The organism is Stenotrophomonas sp. BIGb0135 (assembly GCF_024810105.1).
Classification (GTDB): domain Bacteria; phylum Pseudomonadota; class Gammaproteobacteria; order Xanthomonadales; family Xanthomonadaceae; genus Stenotrophomonas; species Stenotrophomonas maltophilia_AB.
Map to the genome: position 1 here is coordinate 180,849 of NZ_JANUDX010000004.1, position 17,626 is coordinate 198,474.

The window sequence follows — 17,626 nt, forward strand, 5'->3', positions numbered from 1 at the left end:
ATCGACCCTTGGTCGATGCAATGCCGGCGACCGCCGCCGCTCACGGCCCCGGCGGCAGCTTCACTTCAAACCGCGCCCCGCCCAGTTCCGGCGACCGCTTGACCTGCAGCTCGCCGCGGTAGTCCTTGATCAGGTCCTGCACGATCGACAGGCCGATGCCATGGCCCTGCACGCGCTCGTCGCCGCGCACGCCACGCTGCAGCACCTTGGCGATGTCCTCCGGGGCGATACCCGGGCCATCGTCATCCACCGACAGCACCAGCCCGGCCCGGCGCGCGCCAGGGGCGGGCAACGGCGTGGCGGTGAGCAGCACGCGGCGGTTGGCCCACTTGAACGCGTTCTCCAGCAGGTTGCCGAGCAGTTCCTGCAGGTCGCCCGGCTCACCGTGGAAGCGCGCGGCTTCATCGATATCGAACTCGCACAGCACGCCCTTGCCGGCATACACCTTCTCCAGGCCGCGCACGATTTCCTCGGCGTTGGACTCGATCGGCAGCGGTGCGGAGAACAGCTTGTGCCCGGACGAGGCCGCACGCGCCAACTGGTAGGACACCAGGTTGTTCATGCGCCGCAGCTGCACGTCGAACTCCTGCCGCAGGTCCTGGTCCTGGGCGCCACTGTCCAACTGGGTGCGCAGCACCGCCAGCGGTGTTTTCAGGCTGTGTGCCAGATCGGCCAGGGTGTTGCGCTGGCGCTCGAGGTTTTCGCGCTCGCTCTCGATGAAGGCATTGATGCTGTCGGTCAGCGGTTCCAGCTCGCGCGGGTGGCGCTCGCTCATGCGTTCGGTCTCGCCGCGCTGGACCTTGGTCAGCTCGGTGATCACCCGCCGCATCGGGCGCAGGCTCCACTGCAGGATCACGGTCTGCAGCATCAGAAGGATCAGGCCGGCACCGCCCATCCAGAACCAGACCCGCCCGCGGAACACGCGCAGCTGCGCGCCCAGCGCGCGCGAGTCTTCCATCACGTAGATGGTGTAGGGGAATTCAGTGGCGGGGTCGGCGTCGGCATCCCAGACCAGGCCCAAGCCATAGCGGTACACCGAGCCCTGGCTGCCGTCGATCTGGATCATCGGCAGCGGGCCTTCGAACACTTCCTGGCGCGGTGCCAGCAGGCCCCCGCCCACGGTGGGCAGCATCGGCCCTTCGGCCGACATCGAGTTGCCCTTGCCGTCGGGCATCACCACCTGCAGGTACAGGCCGCTGCCGGGCACGTCAAAACGCGGGTCCGGCGGCTGCTCTCGGATGTATAACGAACGGTCGCGGGTGAAGTCGATCCCCGCCGCATACGCGGTGGCGTAATTCTTCAGGCGCTCGCGCAGGTTGGCGCGCGCGGTGTCGGCGAACGCCGCATCCAGCGCGTAACCGGCGATGGCCAGGAACGCGACCAGACTCACCGAGGCGGCCAGCAGCTGACGCGCCTGCAGGGAGCGCGGCCGCCAGCGTTTAAAGAACCACAGACGGCCTGACATCATCCCTTCGTCCGGCTACGTGCTCAGCCTTCGTTGCGCGGAATCGCGAAACGGTAACCGCGGCCACGCACGGTCTCGATCGGCTTCAGTTCGCCGTCGGCATCGAGCTTCTTGCGCAGGCGGCCGATGAACACTTCCAGCACGTTGGAGTCGCGATCGAAATCCTGCTGGTAGATGTGTTCGGTGAGATCGGCCTTGGAGACCAGTTCACCGGCATGCATCATCAGGTATTCGAGCACCTTGTACTCGTAGCTGGTGAGGTCCACGTTGCTGCCGCTGACGCTGACCGTCTGCGCGGCCAGATCCAGTGCAACCGGGCCGCACTCAAGCGTGGGCTTGCTCCAGCCGGCGGCACGGCGCAGCAGCGCGTTGACGCGTGCCAGCAGTTCCTCGACGTGGAACGGCTTGACCAGGTAATCGTCGGCGCCCTGCTTGAGCCCTTCGACCTTGTCCTGCCAGCTCGAGCGGGCGGTGAGGATGAGCACGGGGAATTTCTTGCCCTCGTCGCGCAGCGCCTTGATCAGTTCCATGCCCGACATCTTGGGCAGGCCCAGATCGATGATGCCGACGTCGAACGGGACTTCGCGGCCCATGTAGAGACCTTCCTCACCGTCCTGGGCAGCGTCGACCGCAAAGCCTTCGCGCTTGAGCCGGGCTGCCAGGGTTTCCCGCAGCGGGGCTTCGTCTTCGACCAGAAGGATACGCATGAACTCTCCCTAGTGTCCTGGGTATGGCCGGGGGCCAGTGGAATACAGTTGATGACGGACAACTATCCCTGTTCAGGGGTTATCGCCGCGTAGTGAAGACATATCCGATCGCGGTGCGCGGGGCTGTGAACGCGCCGGCGCGGGGTCGTCCATGTAGCGGACCCGGCCCCGATCGTCCATGTACTTGACCCGGTTGATGTCGCGACCGTCGTACGGCACCCGCTCGGCCCCCAGGATGTGGCCACCGGTGGTGCGCTGCACGCGGCGGACCGCGTCGGACAGCGAGCGCTCCGGCGGGGCACCGCGGGCGGCCCGGACCATCTCCCCACGCGCCGGATCCGGGTTGGGCTCCTGCGCCGAGGCACTGCCGAGGGAGGCAGCGGCGCCCGTCGCCAGGAAGGCGAGGACGGCAAGGCGGCGGTGGCGGGTCACGGAGAACATCGGTCTGATCCTAGCGGAGCGCGGCAAAACGTTCAAAAGTTGTAAATCCGATCGCGCCAACCTGGGCCGGCGTTTTACGAATCCTTAGCGAATTCTTGGTTTTACGCAGTGAATCCGGTCTGAACTTTTCAGGTCGCACGGTCATGCCGTTCATCTAAGTGAACATTGGCGGCTAAAGCGTGGCGCTTGTCAAGCTGACAAGGTGATACGGCTCACGCAGCGACGCGCTCGGCCTGCGCGCGGGTGACCGCCAGCGCCTGCTCGATGAGCTCCCAGCCCGCGCCGGGGCGATGGGCGCCCTCGCTGAGCACCTGGCGGAACGCCCGCCCGCCTGGCTGCCCGTGGAACAGGCCCAGCAGGTGGCGGGTGATGTGCTTGAGCGCCAGGCCGCGGTCCAGCTGGGCGTCGATGTAGGGACGCATCGCCCGCAACAGCGCCTCGCGCGGCTGTACGGCCATGCCGGTCTGGGCGGCCTCCAGCTGATGCAGTACGTAGGGGTCGTGATAGGCCGCGCGGCCGAGCATCACCCCATCCAGCGCCGGCAGCTGCGCCTGTGCCGCCTCGACCGTGGCCAGGCCGCCGTTGAGCACGATCTGCAGCTGCGGGCGGTCGGCCTTGAGACGGTGCGCCCAGTCGTAGCGCAGCGGCGGCACTTCGCGGTTTTCCTTCGGCGACAACCCCTTCAGCCACGCGTTGCGGGCGTGCACGATGAACATGGCGCTGCCCGCGTTGGCGGACTGATCAACGAAGTTGACGAAGTTTTCGTAGTTGTTGTCTTCATCCACGCCCAGCCGGCACTTCACCGTGACCGGGATGTCCACCGCCGCCACCATGGCCGCCACGCACTCGGCGACCAGGGCCGGCTCGCGCATCAGGCAGGCACCGAAGCGCCCGGCCTGGACCCGGTCGGAGGGGCAGCCGCAGTTGAGGTTGACCTCGTCGTAGCCCCAGTCCTGCGCGATCCGCGCGGCCTGCGCCAGCAGGGCAGGCTCGCTGCCCCCCAACTGCAGGGCCAGCGGGTGCTCGCTGCCGTCGAAGCCGAGCAGGCGTTCGCGGTCGCCATGGATCACCGCGTTGGCGTGCACCATCTCGGTGTACAGCCGCGCGCCCGGGGCCAGCAGCCGGTGGAAGTACCGGCAATGGCGGTCCGTCCAGTCCATCATCGGGGCGACGGACAGGCGCAGGGAGGCGGCGTAACGCGCGGCGGCGGCGGTGGCAGGCTGGGTCATCGGGACGGAGCGTCGGATACTGCTGGCATTGCCAGCGCAATCAATAGTTTACCCCCTCGGAATGAACGCTGCCCGAGGGGTCGGGGCGCGGGGTGGAGGCCCAGGCCGTCGCGCGGCACCCGCGCGAGGGGCGCGCCGGGGGAGAATGCACCTCCCTGCACTGCCCGATGTCCGATGACCCCGCCCCGCGCTCGACCGTTCGACCCCACCACCGAACAAGGCGTATTGCGCCTGTCGATCGGCGCCTCGCTGGCGATGGCCGCCGCCGCGGTGGTGTTCGGCTTCCTGGCCAACTCCTCGTTGATCATCTTCGACGGCATCTACGGGCTGATCGACGTGGTGATGACCTGGCTGTCGCTGCTGGTGGTGCGGCTGATCAGCCTTTCCACCCACGTGGACACCCTGCAGTCGCGCTTGAACCAGCGCTTCACCATGGGCTTCTGGCACCTGGAACCGATCGTGTTGGGTGTCAGCGGCACGCTGATGATCGGCGCGGCGCTGTACGCGGCGGTCAACGCGGTGGATGCGCTGATGGCCGGCGGGCGTGAGATCGCGCTGGGGCCGGCGATCCTGTTCGCGGTGCTGTCGATCATTGCCGAGATCGGGCTGGCGGTGTTCATCCGGCGGGTCAACCGCAGGATCGGCTCGGAATTCATCGCGCTGGACGGCAAGAACTGGGTGGTCTCGGCCAGCATGTCGGCCGCCTACCTGGTCGCCTTCGTCGGCGGCTGGCTGCTGGGCGATACGCGCTGGGCATGGCTGGTGCCCTACATCGATCCGGCGATCCTGCTGGTGGTGTGCCTGTTCGTGATGGTGGCCCCGCTGGGCACGGTGCGGCAGGCGCTGTCGGACATCCTGCTGATCACCCCGGTGGACCTGCAGGCGCACGTGGATGCGGTGGCACGCGACATCGTGGCCCGGCACGGCTTCCTCGAGTACCGCAGCTACGTGGCCAAGGTGGGCCGTGGCGAACAGATCGAACTGTTCTTCGTGGTGCGCGCCGATGATCCGCCGCGTGCGCTGCTGGAATGGGACCGGCTGCGCGATGAGATCGGCGAGGCGCTGGGCGAGGAATCCCCGGACCGCTGGCTGACGATCATGTTCACCACCGACCGGGAGTGGGCGATCTGAGGCGTACCCCGTGCTCCTAGGGGCGCGGCTTGCGCAGGAAGATCAGGAAGCCGTCGGCGGGTACCTCGGCGCGTGCCGATGCCACGATGCGATGCGATATGGACACGGTTGCGGGAAAGTCGGCCATCACCTCGGTCTCGATGCAGGAGATGTCCTCGACCCAGTCCTCCACCGCAGCTGCATCGATGAAGAACACCAGTTCGAAACCGGCCGCCCCGTGGAGCTGGCAGGCGACGGCGACGAGTTCGGGGAACACCTCCCCGAGCAGCGCGCGGCTGGTACTGAGGATGATGTTCGCGCGCAGGTTGCGTTCCATGACACGCCTCGATGCAGGTGGCAGGTCGCCGGTGCGACCGATCATACGGCCTCGCTACGTGGGGATGCCGCCATGGCCTGCTTCCACTGCCGCGGCGACTGCCCGATCTGCACCTTGAAGGCGCGCGACAACGCCGCCTCGCTGCCGTAGCCGACGTCGATGGCGATGCGCTTGAGCGGCAGGCCCTTGCGCAGCGCCTGTTGCACCAGGCGCGTGCGCCAGCCCTGCAGATAGTGGCCGGGCGTGCTGCCGATGGTGTCGCGGAAGCTGTCGGCGAAGGCGCTGCGCGACATGCCGGCGCGCTGCGCGAGCGACTCCAGCGTCCACTCCTCGGCCGGCGATTCATGCATGGCCACCAGCGCGTGGCGCAGGCGCGGATGGGCCATGCCGGCGAGCAGGCCGACACGCAGTTGGCCGCTTTCCATCAGCGCGCGCAGAATCTGGATCAGCACCACCTCGAACAAGCGGTCGAGCAGTGCCTGGCGGCCGCAGCGCTGGGCGAAGGCTTCCTCGAACAACACCGACAGGATGGGCTGGCCGCCATGGAGCTGGTCCAGTGGCAGGCAGATGACCGGCGGCAACGCCGCAGCCACCGGATGGGTGCCGGCGCCTTCGAACTGCAGGTGCGCGCAGGCGAAATCGGCGCCGCGCCGGGGATCGGTGACGAAGCGGTGGGCAAGCGGGCGCGGGTAGAGCAGTACGCTGGGCTGGTCGATCTGCAGCACCTTGCCATCGGCGTGCTCGACGCGGACCTGGCCCTCGCGGATGAGATGGAGCTGGCCGCGCTCGCCGTCGGCGGCCAGGTCGTTGATGCCGCACAGCGGGCCGGCGTGGAAGACTTCGGCAGTGACCGCAAAACGACTGAGCAGGGATTGCAGGCGGTCGACCATTTGGACGCTCGATCAAGTTTGATAGACGAAATGTAACCCAACGTACCCCTTGGGCGGTCAAAGTACACCTGCCATCTGGCCCACCCCCTTTCACGCCACAGGAGATTCCCATGTCCATCGAAAAGGTTCTGTACACCGCCACCGCCACCGCTACCGGCGGCCGTGAAGGCCACGCCACCTCCTCCGACAACGTGCTGGACGTGCAGCTGTCCACCCCGCGCGAGCTGGGCGGCGCGGGCGGCCCGGGCACCAACCCGGAACAGCTGTTCGCCGCCGGCTACTCGGCCTGCTTCCTGGGCGCGCTGAAGTTCGTGGCCGGCCAGGCCAAGGTTGCGCTGCCGGCCGAAACGGCGATCACCGGCAAGGTCGGCATCGGCCAGATCCCGACCGGCTTCGGCATCGAAGTGGCGCTTGAGATCTCGGTCCCGGGCCTGCCGCGCGAGCAGGTGGAAGAACTGGTGCAGAAGGCGCACATCGTGTGCCCGTACTCCAACGCGACCCGCGGCAACATCGACGTGACGCTGACCGTTGCCTGATGCCGCAGGTGCCGTACCGGATCGCGGACGGCACCTACCGCACGGGTAAAAAAATGGGCGGCTGCCTGGCTCGATAGCCTGGCAACCGCCCATCCCACCGCGGTGGATCCCGGGCAAGGCCACGGGATGCATCTGGTACAGGGCGCCGACCGAGGGTCGATGCCACGGGCATTCCCCGGAGGTGTCGGGGTCCATGCGATTGCCGGCCAGCGGCCGGCACGACCGGCTATTTCTCGTTTGCGATCAGCTGCACGACGCTGGAGAAATCCAGCTTGCCGCGGCCCGCCTGGTGGTTCATCGAATACAGGTTGCGGGCCAGTTCGCCCAGCGGGATCGACGCGCCGACGCTCATCGCCGCTTCCACCGCCAGGCCCATGTCCTTGAGCATGAGGTCGCTGCCGAACCCACCGCTGTAGCCGCGCGATGCGGGTGCGTTCTCCAGCACGCCCGGCCACGGGTTGCACACTTCGGTGGCCCAGCTGCGGCCGGTGCTGACCGCCATCATCTGCGAGAGCACCTTCGGGTCCAGCCCATGCGCGACGCCGAGTGCGATCGATTCGCCGGTGACGGCCATGATCACGCCGAGCGCCATGTTGTTGCACAGCTTGGCGACCTGGCCGGCACCGCTCGCGCCGACGTGGAAGATGTTCTTGCCCATCGCCTGCAGGATCGGGCGGGCGCGTTCGAGCGCCTCGGCTTCACCGCCGACAATGAAGGTGAGCGTGCCGGCCTGGGCCCCTGCCGTACCACCGGAGACCGGCGCGTCGAGCATCTGCAGGCCACGCGCGGCGGCCGCTTCGGCGACCTTGCGCGCGGTGGCCGGGGCGATCGTGCTGCAGTCGATGACCAGCGCGCCACCGGGGATGTCGCCGAGCAGGCCGTCATCCCCCAGGTACACGCCTTCGACGTGGCGGCTGGCCGGCAGCATCGAGATCACGATCTCGGCGTCGGTCAGGGTGTCCAGCGCGGAATGCGCGGCGCTGGCGCCGGCATCGACGGCGGCCTGCACGGCGGCGGGCACCAGGTCGAACACGCGCACGGCGTGGCCGGCCTTGGCCAGGTTGGCGGCCATCGGGCCCCCCATGTTGCCCAACCCGATGAATGCAATACGGCTCATGCGTGGCTCCTTTCAGGGACGGTGGCACCGAGGTCGACCAGCGGATGCGCTGCGTCGGACCAGGGGGATACGAAGAAGGTGCGGGCCCACTCGGCGGTGGCGTCAGCCAACGTGCGCGGCTGCCACTGCGGGTTGCGGTCCTTGTCGATCAGCAGCGCGCGGATGCCTTCGGCGAAGTCGCCATGGGCGGCCGCATGCAGCGCGGCGATGTACTCGATGCGGTAGACCTCGGCCAGCGAGGCGCCCTCGGCCAGACGCTGCAGCTCGAATGCCAGCCGCGCCGAGCCGGGTGCACCGGCGGCAAGCGTCGCTTTGGCGGTGCTCAGCCAGGCATCGTCCGTCTCCAGGGCAAGAATCGCCTCGACGATGGTGCCGACGTCGTCGCCCTCGCACAGCGCATCGATCGTGGCGGCATTGCGCAGCAGCGGGCCGGTGGCCGCGTCGCTGGCATGCTGCTGGAGCAGCGCGGTCAGTTGTTCGTGGTTGCGCCTGGCCTCGTTGCTCCAGTGCACGCCTGCCAACGCGTTGAACACGGTCTCGCGCTGCGCCTCGGCGATGTGGATGTCGGCCAGGCCGGCGTAGATCGCATCGCCCGGGTTGAGCGGTGCACCGGTCAGGGCCAGGAACAGGCCGCCGTGGCCGGGCACGCGCGGCAGCAGCCAGCTGCCGCCCACGTCCGGGAACAGGCCGACGGTGATCTCCGGGAAGGCCAGCTTGGAGCGCTCGCTGACCACGCGGTGGCTGGCGCCGGACATCAACCCGATGCCGCCGCCCATGACGATGCCATGGCCCCAGCACAGGATCGGCTTGGGGTAGGTGTGGATGGCGTAGTCGACGCGGTATTCCACATCGAAGAACTCGGCGGCGTAGGCGTTGTCGCGGATGTCGGTGCTGCCGCTCGCGCGGTAGTCGACCATGCTGCGGTACAGGCTGTGCAGGTCGCCGCCGGCGCAGAACGCTTTCTCGCCCGCGCCCTGCAGCACCACCAGCGCGATGCCCTCATCGTCGGCCCAGGCTTCCAGCCGCTCGCGCAGCAGGTGCGCCATCGGCAGCGAGAACCCGTTGAGGGTGCGCGGGGCGTTGAGCGTGGCGATGCCGATGCGCGTGCCATTGGCGGCGACGCGCTCTTCGAACACTACCGGCGCCTCGTCGGTGGCGACGGCGGTGCTCATGCGTTCTTCCACTGCGGGGCGCGCTTTTCCAGGAAGGCGTTGACGCCCTCGGCCTGGTCGGCACGGTCGAACAGATCCACGAAGGCCTCACGCTCGGCCACCAGCGCCGAGGCGTGGGTGCCGCTGCGGGTAGCCTGGACCAGGGTCTTGCAGGCGGCGATGCTGGTCGGGCTCTGCTTGCCGGCCTTGTGCGCCCAGGCCAGCGCCAGCGCCTTGGCTTCGCCCTTGCCGACCTTCTCTTCGACCAGGCCGATGCGCAGCGCGGTATCCGCGTCGATGCGCTCGCCGAGCAGGATCATGCGCTTGGCCCAGCCTTCGCCGACCAGGCGCGGCAGGTTCTGGGTGCCACCGGCGCACGGCAGCAGGCCGACGGTGGCCTCCGGCAGTGCGACCTGGGCGTGTTCTTCGATGATGCGCAGGTCGCAGGCCAGCGCGCATTCCAGGCCACCGCCCATCGCGTAGCCGTTGATCGCGGCGATGGACACGCCACGGAAGCCGGACAGCGCCTCGAAGGCTTCGCCGAAGCGGCGCGCGGCTTCGCGGGCGGCCGCCTTGTCGCCGGAGGCGAACTGCTTGAGATCCGCGCCGGCGGAGAAGAACTTCTCGCCGCCACCGGTGATCACCAGCGCATAGATGCCGGCGTCGGCATTGAGCGCGCCGACCAGGTCGCGCAGCGCCGACAGGCTGTGCACGGTCCAGGTGTGCGCGGGCGGGTTGTCCAGGGTGACCACGGCGACGTGGCCATCGGCCTCGACCTTCAGGCCGGTGTGATCATGCGTGCGCCAATCCATCATCGCAGTTCCTCGTCGGTATTGAGCAGGTGGCGGGCCACGATCACACGCATGATCTCGTTGGTGCCCTCCAGGATCTGGTGCACGCGCGAGTCGCGCAGCAGCCGTTCAATCGGATATTCGCGGATGTAACCGTAGCCGCCGTGGATCTGCAGTGCGTCGTTGCAGATGTTGAAACCGGCATCGGTGGCGAAGCGCTTGGCCATCGCGCACCACACGTTGGCATCGCCGGCACCGGCATCGAGCTTGCGCGCGGCGGTGTGCACCATCTGCCGTGCGGCGACCAGCTGGGTGGCCATGTCGGCCAGCTTGAACTGCAGCGCCTGGAACTCCGACAGCGCCTTGCCGAACTGGCGGCGCTCGCCCATGTAGCGGCGGGCGGCGTCGACGGCGCCCTGGGCCGCGCCCAGCGAGCAGGCGGCGATGTTGATGCGGCCACCATCCAGGCCCTTCATGGCCAGCTTGAAACCGCTGCCTTCCTCGCCGAGCAGATGGCTGACCGGCACGCGCACGTTTTCGAAGGTGATGCCGCGGGTCGGCTGGCTGTTCCAGCCCATCTTCTCTTCCTTGCGGCCGTAGCTGATGCCCGGCAGGTCGGCCGGCACCGCGATCGCGCTGATGCCGCCTGCACCGGCGCCGCCGGTGCGCGCCATCACCACCAGCAGTTCGGTGGCACCGGCGCCGGAGATGAAGGCCTTGGAACCGTTGAGCACGTAGTGGTCGCCGTCGCGCACCGCGCTGGTCTTCAGCGAGGCGGCGTCCGAGCCGGCACCCGGTTCGGTCAGGCAGTACGAGGCCAGCTTGTTGCCGGACGAGAGGTCTGCACCCCATTCGGCACGCAGGCTCTCCTGGCCCCACTTGGCCACCATCCACGACGCCATGTTGTGGATGCTGATGTAGGCCGCGGTGGACGGGTCCACGTTGGCGAGCTCCTCGATGACGACGGCGGCGTCCAGACGGCTCAAGCCGCTGCCACCGACCTCGGGGTCCATGTACAACCCACAGAACCCGAGTTCCCCTGCCTTGGCGATCGCCTCGCGCGGAAAGGTGCCCTCCGCATCCCATCGCGCGGCGTGCGGCGCCAGTTCGGCCTGGGCGAAGTCACGCGCTGCCTCTCTATAGGCCTGCTGCGCTTCGTCGAGTTCCGTCGTCATCGAGTGGCTCATGGTCGAACTCCGTTGTTGCTTATTTCAGGCTGATGGTGGTGTTGACGCCATGACCCAGCGTCTCGTCGTCGAACCAGCGCGAGGTGATCGTCTTGGTCTGGGTGTAGAACATCACCACCTGCTTGCCGTACGGGCCCAGGTCGCCGAGCTTGGAGGCGCGCGAGCCGGTGAACGAGAACAGCGGCACCGGCACCGGGATCGGCACGTTGATGCCGACCTGGCCGACGTCGATGTCTTCCTGGAACTTGCGCGCCGCCGCACCGGACTGGGTGAACAGCGCGGTGCCGTTGCCGTTCGGGTTGGCGTTGATCAGTTCGATGGCGTCTTCCAGCGTCTCCGCTTCCAGGATCACCAGCACCGGCCCGAAGATTTCCTCGTCGTACACGCGCATACCCGGCTTGACGCCGGCGAAGATGGTCGGGCCGACGAAGTTGCCCTTCTCGAAACCATCGACCTGCGGGTTGCGGCCGTCGAGCACGAGCTTGGCGCCCTGCTCCACGCCCGAGGCGATCAGCCCTTCGACACGCTCACGCGCGGCACAGGAGATGACCGGCCCGACATCGGTACCGGCCACGCTGCCGGCGCTGACTTTGAGGGTCTTGGCCTTGGCGACCAGGTCCTGCACCCACTCCCGCGCTTCGCCCACCAGCACCAGGGTGGAGGCCGCCATGCAACGCTGGCCGGCGGCACCGAAGGCGGCGCCCACCATTGCGTTGAGGCTCTGCTCCTTGTTGGCGTCCGGCAGCACCACGGCGTGGTTCTTGGCGCCCATCATGCACTGCACGCGCTTGCCGGCCAGCGAGGCACGGTTGTACACGTGGGTGCCGACGCGGGTGGAGCCGACGAACGACACGGCCTTGATGTCCGGGTGATCGCAGATCGCGTTGACCACGTCTTCGCCGCCGTGGACGACGTTCAGCACGCCCTTGGGGATGCCCGCTTCCAGGGCAAGCTCGACCAGGCGCATGGTGACCATCGGGTCCTGTTCGGACGGCTTGAGGATGAAGGTGTTGCCGGTGGCGATGGCCATCGGGAACATCCACAGCGGGATCATCGCCGGGAAGTTGAACGGGGTGATGCCCGCGCACACGCCCAGCGGCTGCAGCAGGGTGTAGGTGTCCACGCCGTTGGCCACGTTGTTGGCCAGCTCACCCAGCTGCAGGTTGCCGATGGCGGCGGCGTGCTCGACCACTTCCAGGCCGCGGAACACATCGCCCTCGGCATCGGGCACGGTCTTGCCCTGCTCGGCGGACAGGATGTGGGCCAGCTCGCCCATGTTCTCGCGGATCAGCTGCTGGTACTTCAGGAAGATGCGCGCACGGGTGCCGATCGGGGTCTTGCGCCAGGTCTTGAACGCTTCCTTGGCCGAGGCGACGGCGGCGTCGACTTCGCTGGGGGTGGCGAACGGAACCTGGGCCAGGACGTCCTGGGTGGCCGGGTTGACCACGTTCTGCCAGTGCGAGCTGGCCGATTCGATGAACTGGCCATCGATCAACATGCGGATACGGGGCGCTGCAACAGTCATGGACAATCCCGAGGGGTCGAAAGTTGTTGGCATTATTCACAGTGCCGCCCTCGATTTCCGGCCTGTATGCGCTTAATCTGGCCAATGCCCGCTACGATTCTTGTGAATTTTGTGAATAGCCAGCCTCCCCATCGCCAGCTCGGTCTGCGCCTGCTCAAGCTGCGCGAGCAGCGTGGCTACAGCCAGGTCGATCTGGCCCGGGCGCTGGGGCTGTCGGCCAGCTACCTGAACCAGATCGAGCGCAACAAGCGCCCACTGACCCCGGCGGTGCAGCAGAAGCTGCGCGACGTGTTGGGCGACGTTTCCGGGTTGTTCGAGGGGGATGAGCCCGGGGCATTGCAGGAGGCGCTGGGCGAGACGCTGCGCGACCTGGGCCTGGACGATGTGAGCAGCACCGAGCTGCGCGCGATGGCCGGCAACCTGCCGCAGGTGAGCCGTGCCCTGCTCGACCTGCACCGCCGCCACCTGGTGCTGCGCGAACATGCGGCCGCGCTGGAGTTCCAGCTGGGCGACGTGCACGCCGGGCAGACGCTGCCGGCCGGCGACCAGGTGCGCGACTTCTTCAACCGCATGCACAACCACATCCCCGAGCTGGACGACCTGGCCGAGCAGCTGTTCGGCGAATGGGGGCTGGTGGCCGGGCATGTGGCACCGCGCCTGCGCCAGCTGTTGGCCGACCGCCACGGCGTACTGGTGGAGGTGGGGCCGTTGCAGGCCGGGCGCGAGAAGCGGGTGTACGACGGGGGAAGCCGCACGCTGTGGCTGCCCGATTACCTGGAGCCGGGCCAGCAGGCGTTCCAGATGGCCGCCGAGCTGGCCCTGCTGGGGTATGCGGCGCAGATCGATGCGGTGATCGCACGTGCCGGGTTCCGCGACGCCGAGCAGATCGCGCAGGCGCGGATCGGCATGTCCAACTACTTCGCCGGTGCGCTGGTGATGCCGTATGCGCAGTTCCTGCGCGCCGCCGAGCACAGCAGCTACGACATCGATGCGCTGGCGCACCGCTTCGGCGTGGGCTTCGAGGCGGTCTGCCATCGCTTGAGCACGCTGGCGCGGCGCAGTGCGCCCGGGCTGCCGTTTTTCTTCATCCGCGTGGACCGCGCCGGCAATGTGTCCAAGCGCCACTCGGCGACCGACTTCCATTTCTCGCAGGTGGGCGGCTCGTGCCCGCTATGGATCGTGTACGAGGCCTTCAACCAGCCCGGCCGGGTGCTGACCCAGACCGCGCGCATGCCCGATGGGCGCCGCCACTTCTGGCTGGCGCGGCAGGTGAGCAGTGGCCCGATCGGGCATGGGCAGCCGCGCAAGACCTTCGCGGTCGCGCTGGGCTGCGACCTGCAGCATGCCGAGCGCCTGATCTACTCGCGCGGGCTGGATATCCAGAGCCCGGGCAACTCGGTATCGATCGGTCCAGGCTGCCGGGTGTGCCCGCGCGAAGATTGCATGCAACGCGCCTTCGCGCAGCTACCCGGCCGCGGGTAGAGTCGACCGTTGGTCGACTTCCATCCGACGCCGGGAAGGTTCGCCCCCCCGGGGCGAAGAGCAGCCGACCAACGGTCGGCTCTACCAACGCCGGACAGGTTCAACCCGCCGTAGAGTCGACCGTTGGTCGACTTCCATCCGACGCCCGAGAGGTTCGCCCCCCGGTGCGAAGAGCAGCCGACCAACGGTCGGCTCTACCGGCGCCGGCGCCCTCGGCGTTGACGTCCTAATCCCAAAACACCGAGAAGACCTGGAACCCCTCGGCCGGTACGGGTGCTGCGGCATGCTGGCCATATGGCCAGCCGGTGCTGGCACCGTCAGATTCCAGGCCGTCCAGCCATGACAGCACGGTGGGCTCGTCGGCGCAGGTGAGGATGTGGATATTATCCGCTGCGGGCCACTCGGTGTCGTCTTCCAGCGCCATGCCCCAGTCCTGGTGCAGACCGACATACACGCCCTGTACGTCCGGGCGCGCGGCGATGGCCTGGAAGCGTGCGTACAGCTCGCCGATGGGCGGGCGCCCGAACTCCCATTGGTTCGGCGCTATCGACGCTTCCTGGTCATTGCCAGTGAAATATGCATCCAGTGGAACCACCGGCAGATGATCGGGGTCGAGCGCGTCGAGGTGTTCGAGTGTCTGCAGCAGTGCCATGCGTGGGGTCATGCGGTTCCATCCTGGTAAGCGCGGGGGCCCGGGGAGCATAAACCGGTCGTGCCGGCTGCCGGGTGTGCCCGCGCGAAGATTGCATGCAGCGCGCCTTCGCGCAGCTGCCCGGCCGCGGGTAGAGTCGACCGTTGGTCGACTTCCATCCGACGCCCGAGAGGTTCGACCCCCGGTGCGAAGAGCAGCCGACCAACGGTCGGCTCTACCAACGCTGGGAAGGTTCAACCCGCCGTAGAGTCGACCGTTGGTCGACTTCCATCCGACGTCCGAGAGGTTCGACCCCCGGTGCGAAGAGCAGCCGACCAACGGTCGGCTCTACCGGCGCTGGCGGCCACCGGTCGGTTTCACCGGATCGGGAAGCGCCCTGTCCCGGCTCAATACATCGGCGTGACCTTCATCTGCGGAAGCGGGCGCGGCGCGCCGTCGGTGAGGTCGGGGCCGAGGTCTTCCCAGTGCTGGCCCTGCTCGACCATGTGCCGCCACAACCGCTGCGATTCGCGCCGCTTGTCCTCCGAGCCCAGCCGATAGGACGGCGGAGGCGGTTCGCCGGTTGCCACGCTCTGGTAGGCATCGGTCCAGGCCGCCACGCGCTGGGCCGGATCATCGGTGCGCGCGATTTCCAGCGTGTAGCGCTGGTACGCCGAGGCCAGGTTGCGCCAGCGGATCCAGTAATGGTTGTGGAAGGAGAAGCTGCAGAAGCGCTCGCCGGCCACGCTGCCCTTGGCGGCAATGCGGCCCAGCACCTCCTGCGGCATGTCCAGGTTCATGCCGCCCTCGTCGCCCTGCAGCGAGACGTGCACGATGCGGTCGCGATAGCCCGGTGCGCGCGCCTGCAGCACGTCGCGCCAGTTCTGCATGGTGGTGACGATGGAGAACAGGAACCCGGACATCTCCGCGGCGGCCAGCGGCCGCGCGATGGCATGGTAACTGCGCTGCCAGCCCTGGCGGTTCTCGCTGGGCAGGAACACGGCATGGTCGATCTGCGCGTGCTCGTCCTGCGCGTCGCTGGCCAGCACGCTGACCGCATCGGCATGCCGCGGGTAGACCAGGTTGATGCCGAACGTGGGCCAGCGCGGCAGTGCGGCATCGAACAGGTGGATCGGGAAATTGCTGCTGATGCCGCCATCGGAGAACCAGCACACGCGGAAGGCGGTGATGGCCGAGCCACAGGCCTGCCCACCGCTGGTCAAGCCTTCCATGCTCTCGGCGACATGCGGATTGTGCGGCGCGGAGGCAGCGTCGGCCTGCGGCGCGCAGCGACGTTCACGGCGTGCCGGCTCGTGCAGCGGCACGGCGCTGATCAGCAGCGGGAAGCTCAGGCTCATGCGCGTGGCGACCAGCACCGGCAACTGGTCGCCATCGACCAGGCGGTAATAGTCGCGGCCATCGACATGCACGGCGGCACCGGCACGGGCCACCAGCCACGCCACCACGCTGGCCGGGAACAGCTGGGCGAATTCTTCGCGCAGGAACCAGAACTGGGCGCCACTGAAGGGCAGCGTGCGCGGCTCGGTATGCGAGATGCAGGTGGTGATCATCTGCAGGGTGATCGCGTGCGGACCGGCCGGCTCGCCGGCGTAGCGCGGCGCCTGGTGCAGGTCGCCGAAGGTGAGCGGTTCATCCAGCGGCTTGCCCGAGAGCATCTGCAGGCGCTCGTGCAGCCAGTCGGTCAGGGCCGGCACCGAAGCGTCGGCCTGGGTGCTGCCATTGCACAGCCCCAACAGGTTGCGCCGTGCTACCCGTGCCACCCGCAGCGCGGCCGCCAGCACGCCGGCACCGTAGGCGCACAGCAGCGACGGCAGCAGCGTGGCCCACACGCCGTCGATCCCACCGGCCAGCCAGCCGATGCCGAGCAGCCCGAGCAGCGTGCCCAGCAGTTCCAGCGGCGCGATCGCGAACACGGCCGCAAGCAGGCAGGCCAGCTTGCGCGACAGGCCGGCCTTGCCGGTGAGCATGACCAGCAGCCGGTAGGCCGTGCGCGCGCCATACGCCGGCTGGAACAGGCTGTAGATGAACCCACGCGTGGACAGCTGCGCCGACACCGCCGCCAGCCCCGGGAAGCCGACCTGGCCGGCGACCGGCTGGCCACTGTAGCGGCGGCGGTCGCCCAGTGCCGCCGCCGCCGCGACCGCCGCGGCGATCGCCCCGGCCGAGGTGCCGCCGATGCTTTTGAAGCGGTACTGGCGGGCCAGCGACAGCACCGCGTTGGGATACACGATGCCGCTGGTGATGCCGCCCTTCATGACCAGATCGCAGTACTTGTCCGCCACGTCGCGCCCTCTGTCCACCCACCGCGCGCCCTGCCCGCGCATGCCCCCGTCCGTGGGCCTTCGGCGCCTCCGTGCTGCTGCAGTGTGGCGCCCGCATGTGCCCGCACGGTGACGGGATGTACAGGCGGGGCCAGGGGGACAGTATCGCCGACCGGCTTCTCAGGGCCTGAGAACCGCGCCGCAGTTACGGCTGCTTCACCCCGCCGGACTGCGGCACGCGCCGCAGCTTGGACAGGTCATAGCCGAGCGCGGCGATACGGGCGGTGGCCTTGTTGTAGTCCGCGTCGGACATCTTCGGCGTGCGCGACATCAGCCACACATAGTCGCGCTTGCTGCGCCCGACGATGGTCTGCTGATAGTCCGCATCCAGGTACACGATCACGTACTCGGCCTTGATCGGCCAGATGAACTGCATGCCCCACTCGGCCCCGTTCGTGCCCGGCTTGACGGTGCCGACCGGATGCATGGTCTTGACCGGCGCCTCGAAGCTGCCCTTGCGGTAGCGGAAGGTGGTCTGGATGCGACCGTCCGGGCGCAGCGCGTAGGACTCCACCGCATCGAACGCCTCGCGCTCGGGTCGGCTGGGGATGTGGGCGATCACGTACCAGTCGCCCATGAAACGCGGCACGTCGACCTCGGCGACCGGGGGAATCGGACGGGAATTGCTGCCGCAGCCCAGCATCAGGCTGGCCAGCAGCAGTGGAACGATGGCGCGGACGGACAT

17 protein-coding genes are annotated in these 17,626 nt (G+C 68.2%); 3 read left to right on the plus strand and 14 right to left on the minus strand.

Translation table 11 applies throughout. From position 1 onward, the window contains the following. Positions 1-40 precede the first annotated feature (40 nt). From M2421_RS11375 to dusA, 4 genes are all read right to left on the minus strand, one after another. Entirely contained in the window at positions 41-1,465 is a 1,425-nt protein-coding gene (locus tag M2421_RS11375; RefSeq protein WP_259206726.1) for an ATP-binding protein, read from the minus strand. A 23-nt stretch (positions 1,466-1,488) separates the two neighbouring features. Further along, a complete protein-coding gene (locus M2421_RS11380; protein WP_038691087.1) occupies positions 1,489-2,172 on the minus strand; it encodes a response regulator transcription factor in 684 nt (227 codons plus the stop codon). A gap of 72 nt (positions 2,173-2,244) precedes the next feature. Further along, the gene (locus tag M2421_RS11385; RefSeq protein ID WP_259206727.1) at positions 2,245-2,613 is read right to left on the minus strand and encodes a hypothetical protein; all 369 of its coding nucleotides are present in this window, start codon (positions 2,611-2,613) and stop codon (positions 2,245-2,247) included. Positions 2,614-2,825: 212 nt separating this feature from the next. After that, positions 2,826-3,842: a tRNA dihydrouridine(20/20a) synthase DusA gene (gene dusA / locus M2421_RS11390; RefSeq protein ID WP_259206728.1), complete on the minus strand. Its 1,017-nt coding sequence runs from the start codon at positions 3,840-3,842 to the stop codon at positions 2,826-2,828. A gap of 174 nt (positions 3,843-4,016) precedes the next feature. Here dusA and M2421_RS11395 point away from each other — a divergent pair, with 174 nt between their 5' ends. Beyond that, positions 4,017-4,973, plus strand: coding sequence for a cation transporter (locus M2421_RS11395; RefSeq protein ID WP_259206729.1), 957 nt, complete (start codon positions 4,017-4,019; stop codon positions 4,971-4,973). 16 nt (positions 4,974-4,989) lie between these two features. On the opposite strand, the gene M2421_RS11400 is transcribed toward M2421_RS11395, so the two are convergent. Continuing rightward, complete coding sequence (locus M2421_RS11400) at positions 4,990-5,289, minus strand: hypothetical protein (protein ID WP_259206730.1); 300 nt, start codon at positions 5,287-5,289, stop codon at positions 4,990-4,992. 41 nt (positions 5,290-5,330) lie between these two features. After that, complete coding sequence (locus M2421_RS11405) at positions 5,331-6,179, minus strand: AraC family transcriptional regulator (RefSeq protein ID WP_259206731.1); 849 nt, start codon at positions 6,177-6,179, stop codon at positions 5,331-5,333. A 110-nt stretch (positions 6,180-6,289) separates the two neighbouring features. On the opposite strand from M2421_RS11405, the gene M2421_RS11410 reads away from it, so the two are divergent. Beyond that, on the plus strand, positions 6,290-6,715 hold the full coding sequence (locus M2421_RS11410; protein WP_128096132.1) for an organic hydroperoxide resistance protein: 426 nt from the start codon (positions 6,290-6,292) through the stop codon (positions 6,713-6,715). A gap of 226 nt (positions 6,716-6,941) precedes the next feature. On the opposite strand, the gene mmsB is transcribed toward M2421_RS11410, so the two are convergent. The 5 genes from mmsB to M2421_RS11435 are packed head-to-tail and all read right to left on the minus strand — an operon-like array spanning position 6,942 to position 12,486. Then, positions 6,942-7,832, minus strand: a complete 891-nt coding sequence (gene mmsB, locus M2421_RS11415) for a 3-hydroxyisobutyrate dehydrogenase (protein WP_259206733.1) — start codon at positions 7,830-7,832, stop codon at positions 6,942-6,944. After that, positions 7,829-9,004, minus strand: a complete 1,176-nt coding sequence (locus M2421_RS11420) for an enoyl-CoA hydratase/isomerase family protein (protein WP_259206735.1) — start codon at positions 9,002-9,004, stop codon at positions 7,829-7,831. Before M2421_RS11420 ends, mmsB begins: the two co-directional genes overlap by 4 nt. Beyond that, positions 9,001-9,798, minus strand: coding sequence for an enoyl-CoA hydratase (locus M2421_RS11425; RefSeq protein ID WP_259206737.1), 798 nt, complete (start codon positions 9,796-9,798; stop codon positions 9,001-9,003). The genes M2421_RS11420 and M2421_RS11425 overlap by 4 nt, the downstream gene beginning before the upstream one ends. Next, positions 9,795-10,961, minus strand: coding sequence for an acyl-CoA dehydrogenase family protein (locus M2421_RS11430; protein WP_259206738.1), 1,167 nt, complete (start codon positions 10,959-10,961; stop codon positions 9,795-9,797). The genes M2421_RS11425 and M2421_RS11430 overlap by 4 nt, the downstream gene beginning before the upstream one ends. Positions 10,962-10,980: 19 nt before the next feature. Further along, positions 10,981-12,486 carry a CoA-acylating methylmalonate-semialdehyde dehydrogenase gene (locus tag M2421_RS11435; RefSeq protein WP_259206740.1) on the minus strand — a complete coding sequence of 502 codons (1,506 nt, stop codon included), beginning with the start codon at positions 12,484-12,486 and terminating at the stop codon, positions 10,981-10,983. A gap of 111 nt (positions 12,487-12,597) precedes the next feature. Between M2421_RS11435 and M2421_RS11440 the strand changes: the two genes are divergently transcribed. Then, a complete protein-coding gene (locus tag M2421_RS11440; protein ID WP_259206930.1) occupies positions 12,598-13,968 on the plus strand; it encodes a short-chain fatty acyl-CoA regulator family protein in 1,371 nt (456 codons plus the stop codon). Positions 13,969-14,194: 226 nt separating this feature from the next. Here M2421_RS11440 and M2421_RS11445 read toward each other — a convergent pair whose 3' ends face one another. The 3 genes from M2421_RS11445 to M2421_RS11455 all read right to left on the minus strand — a co-directional run bounded on the left by M2421_RS11445 (position 14,195) and on the right by M2421_RS11455 (position 17,626). After that, positions 14,195-14,620, minus strand: a complete 426-nt coding sequence (locus M2421_RS11445) for a hypothetical protein (protein WP_259206742.1) — start codon at positions 14,618-14,620, stop codon at positions 14,195-14,197. A 386-nt stretch (positions 14,621-15,006) separates the two neighbouring features. Continuing rightward, positions 15,007-16,944, minus strand: coding sequence for a patatin-like phospholipase family protein (locus M2421_RS11450; protein WP_259206744.1), 1,938 nt, complete (start codon positions 16,942-16,944; stop codon positions 15,007-15,009). 142 nt (positions 16,945-17,086) lie between these two features. Then, entirely contained in the window at positions 17,087-17,626 is a 540-nt protein-coding gene (locus tag M2421_RS11455; protein WP_259206747.1) for a lipocalin family protein, read from the minus strand.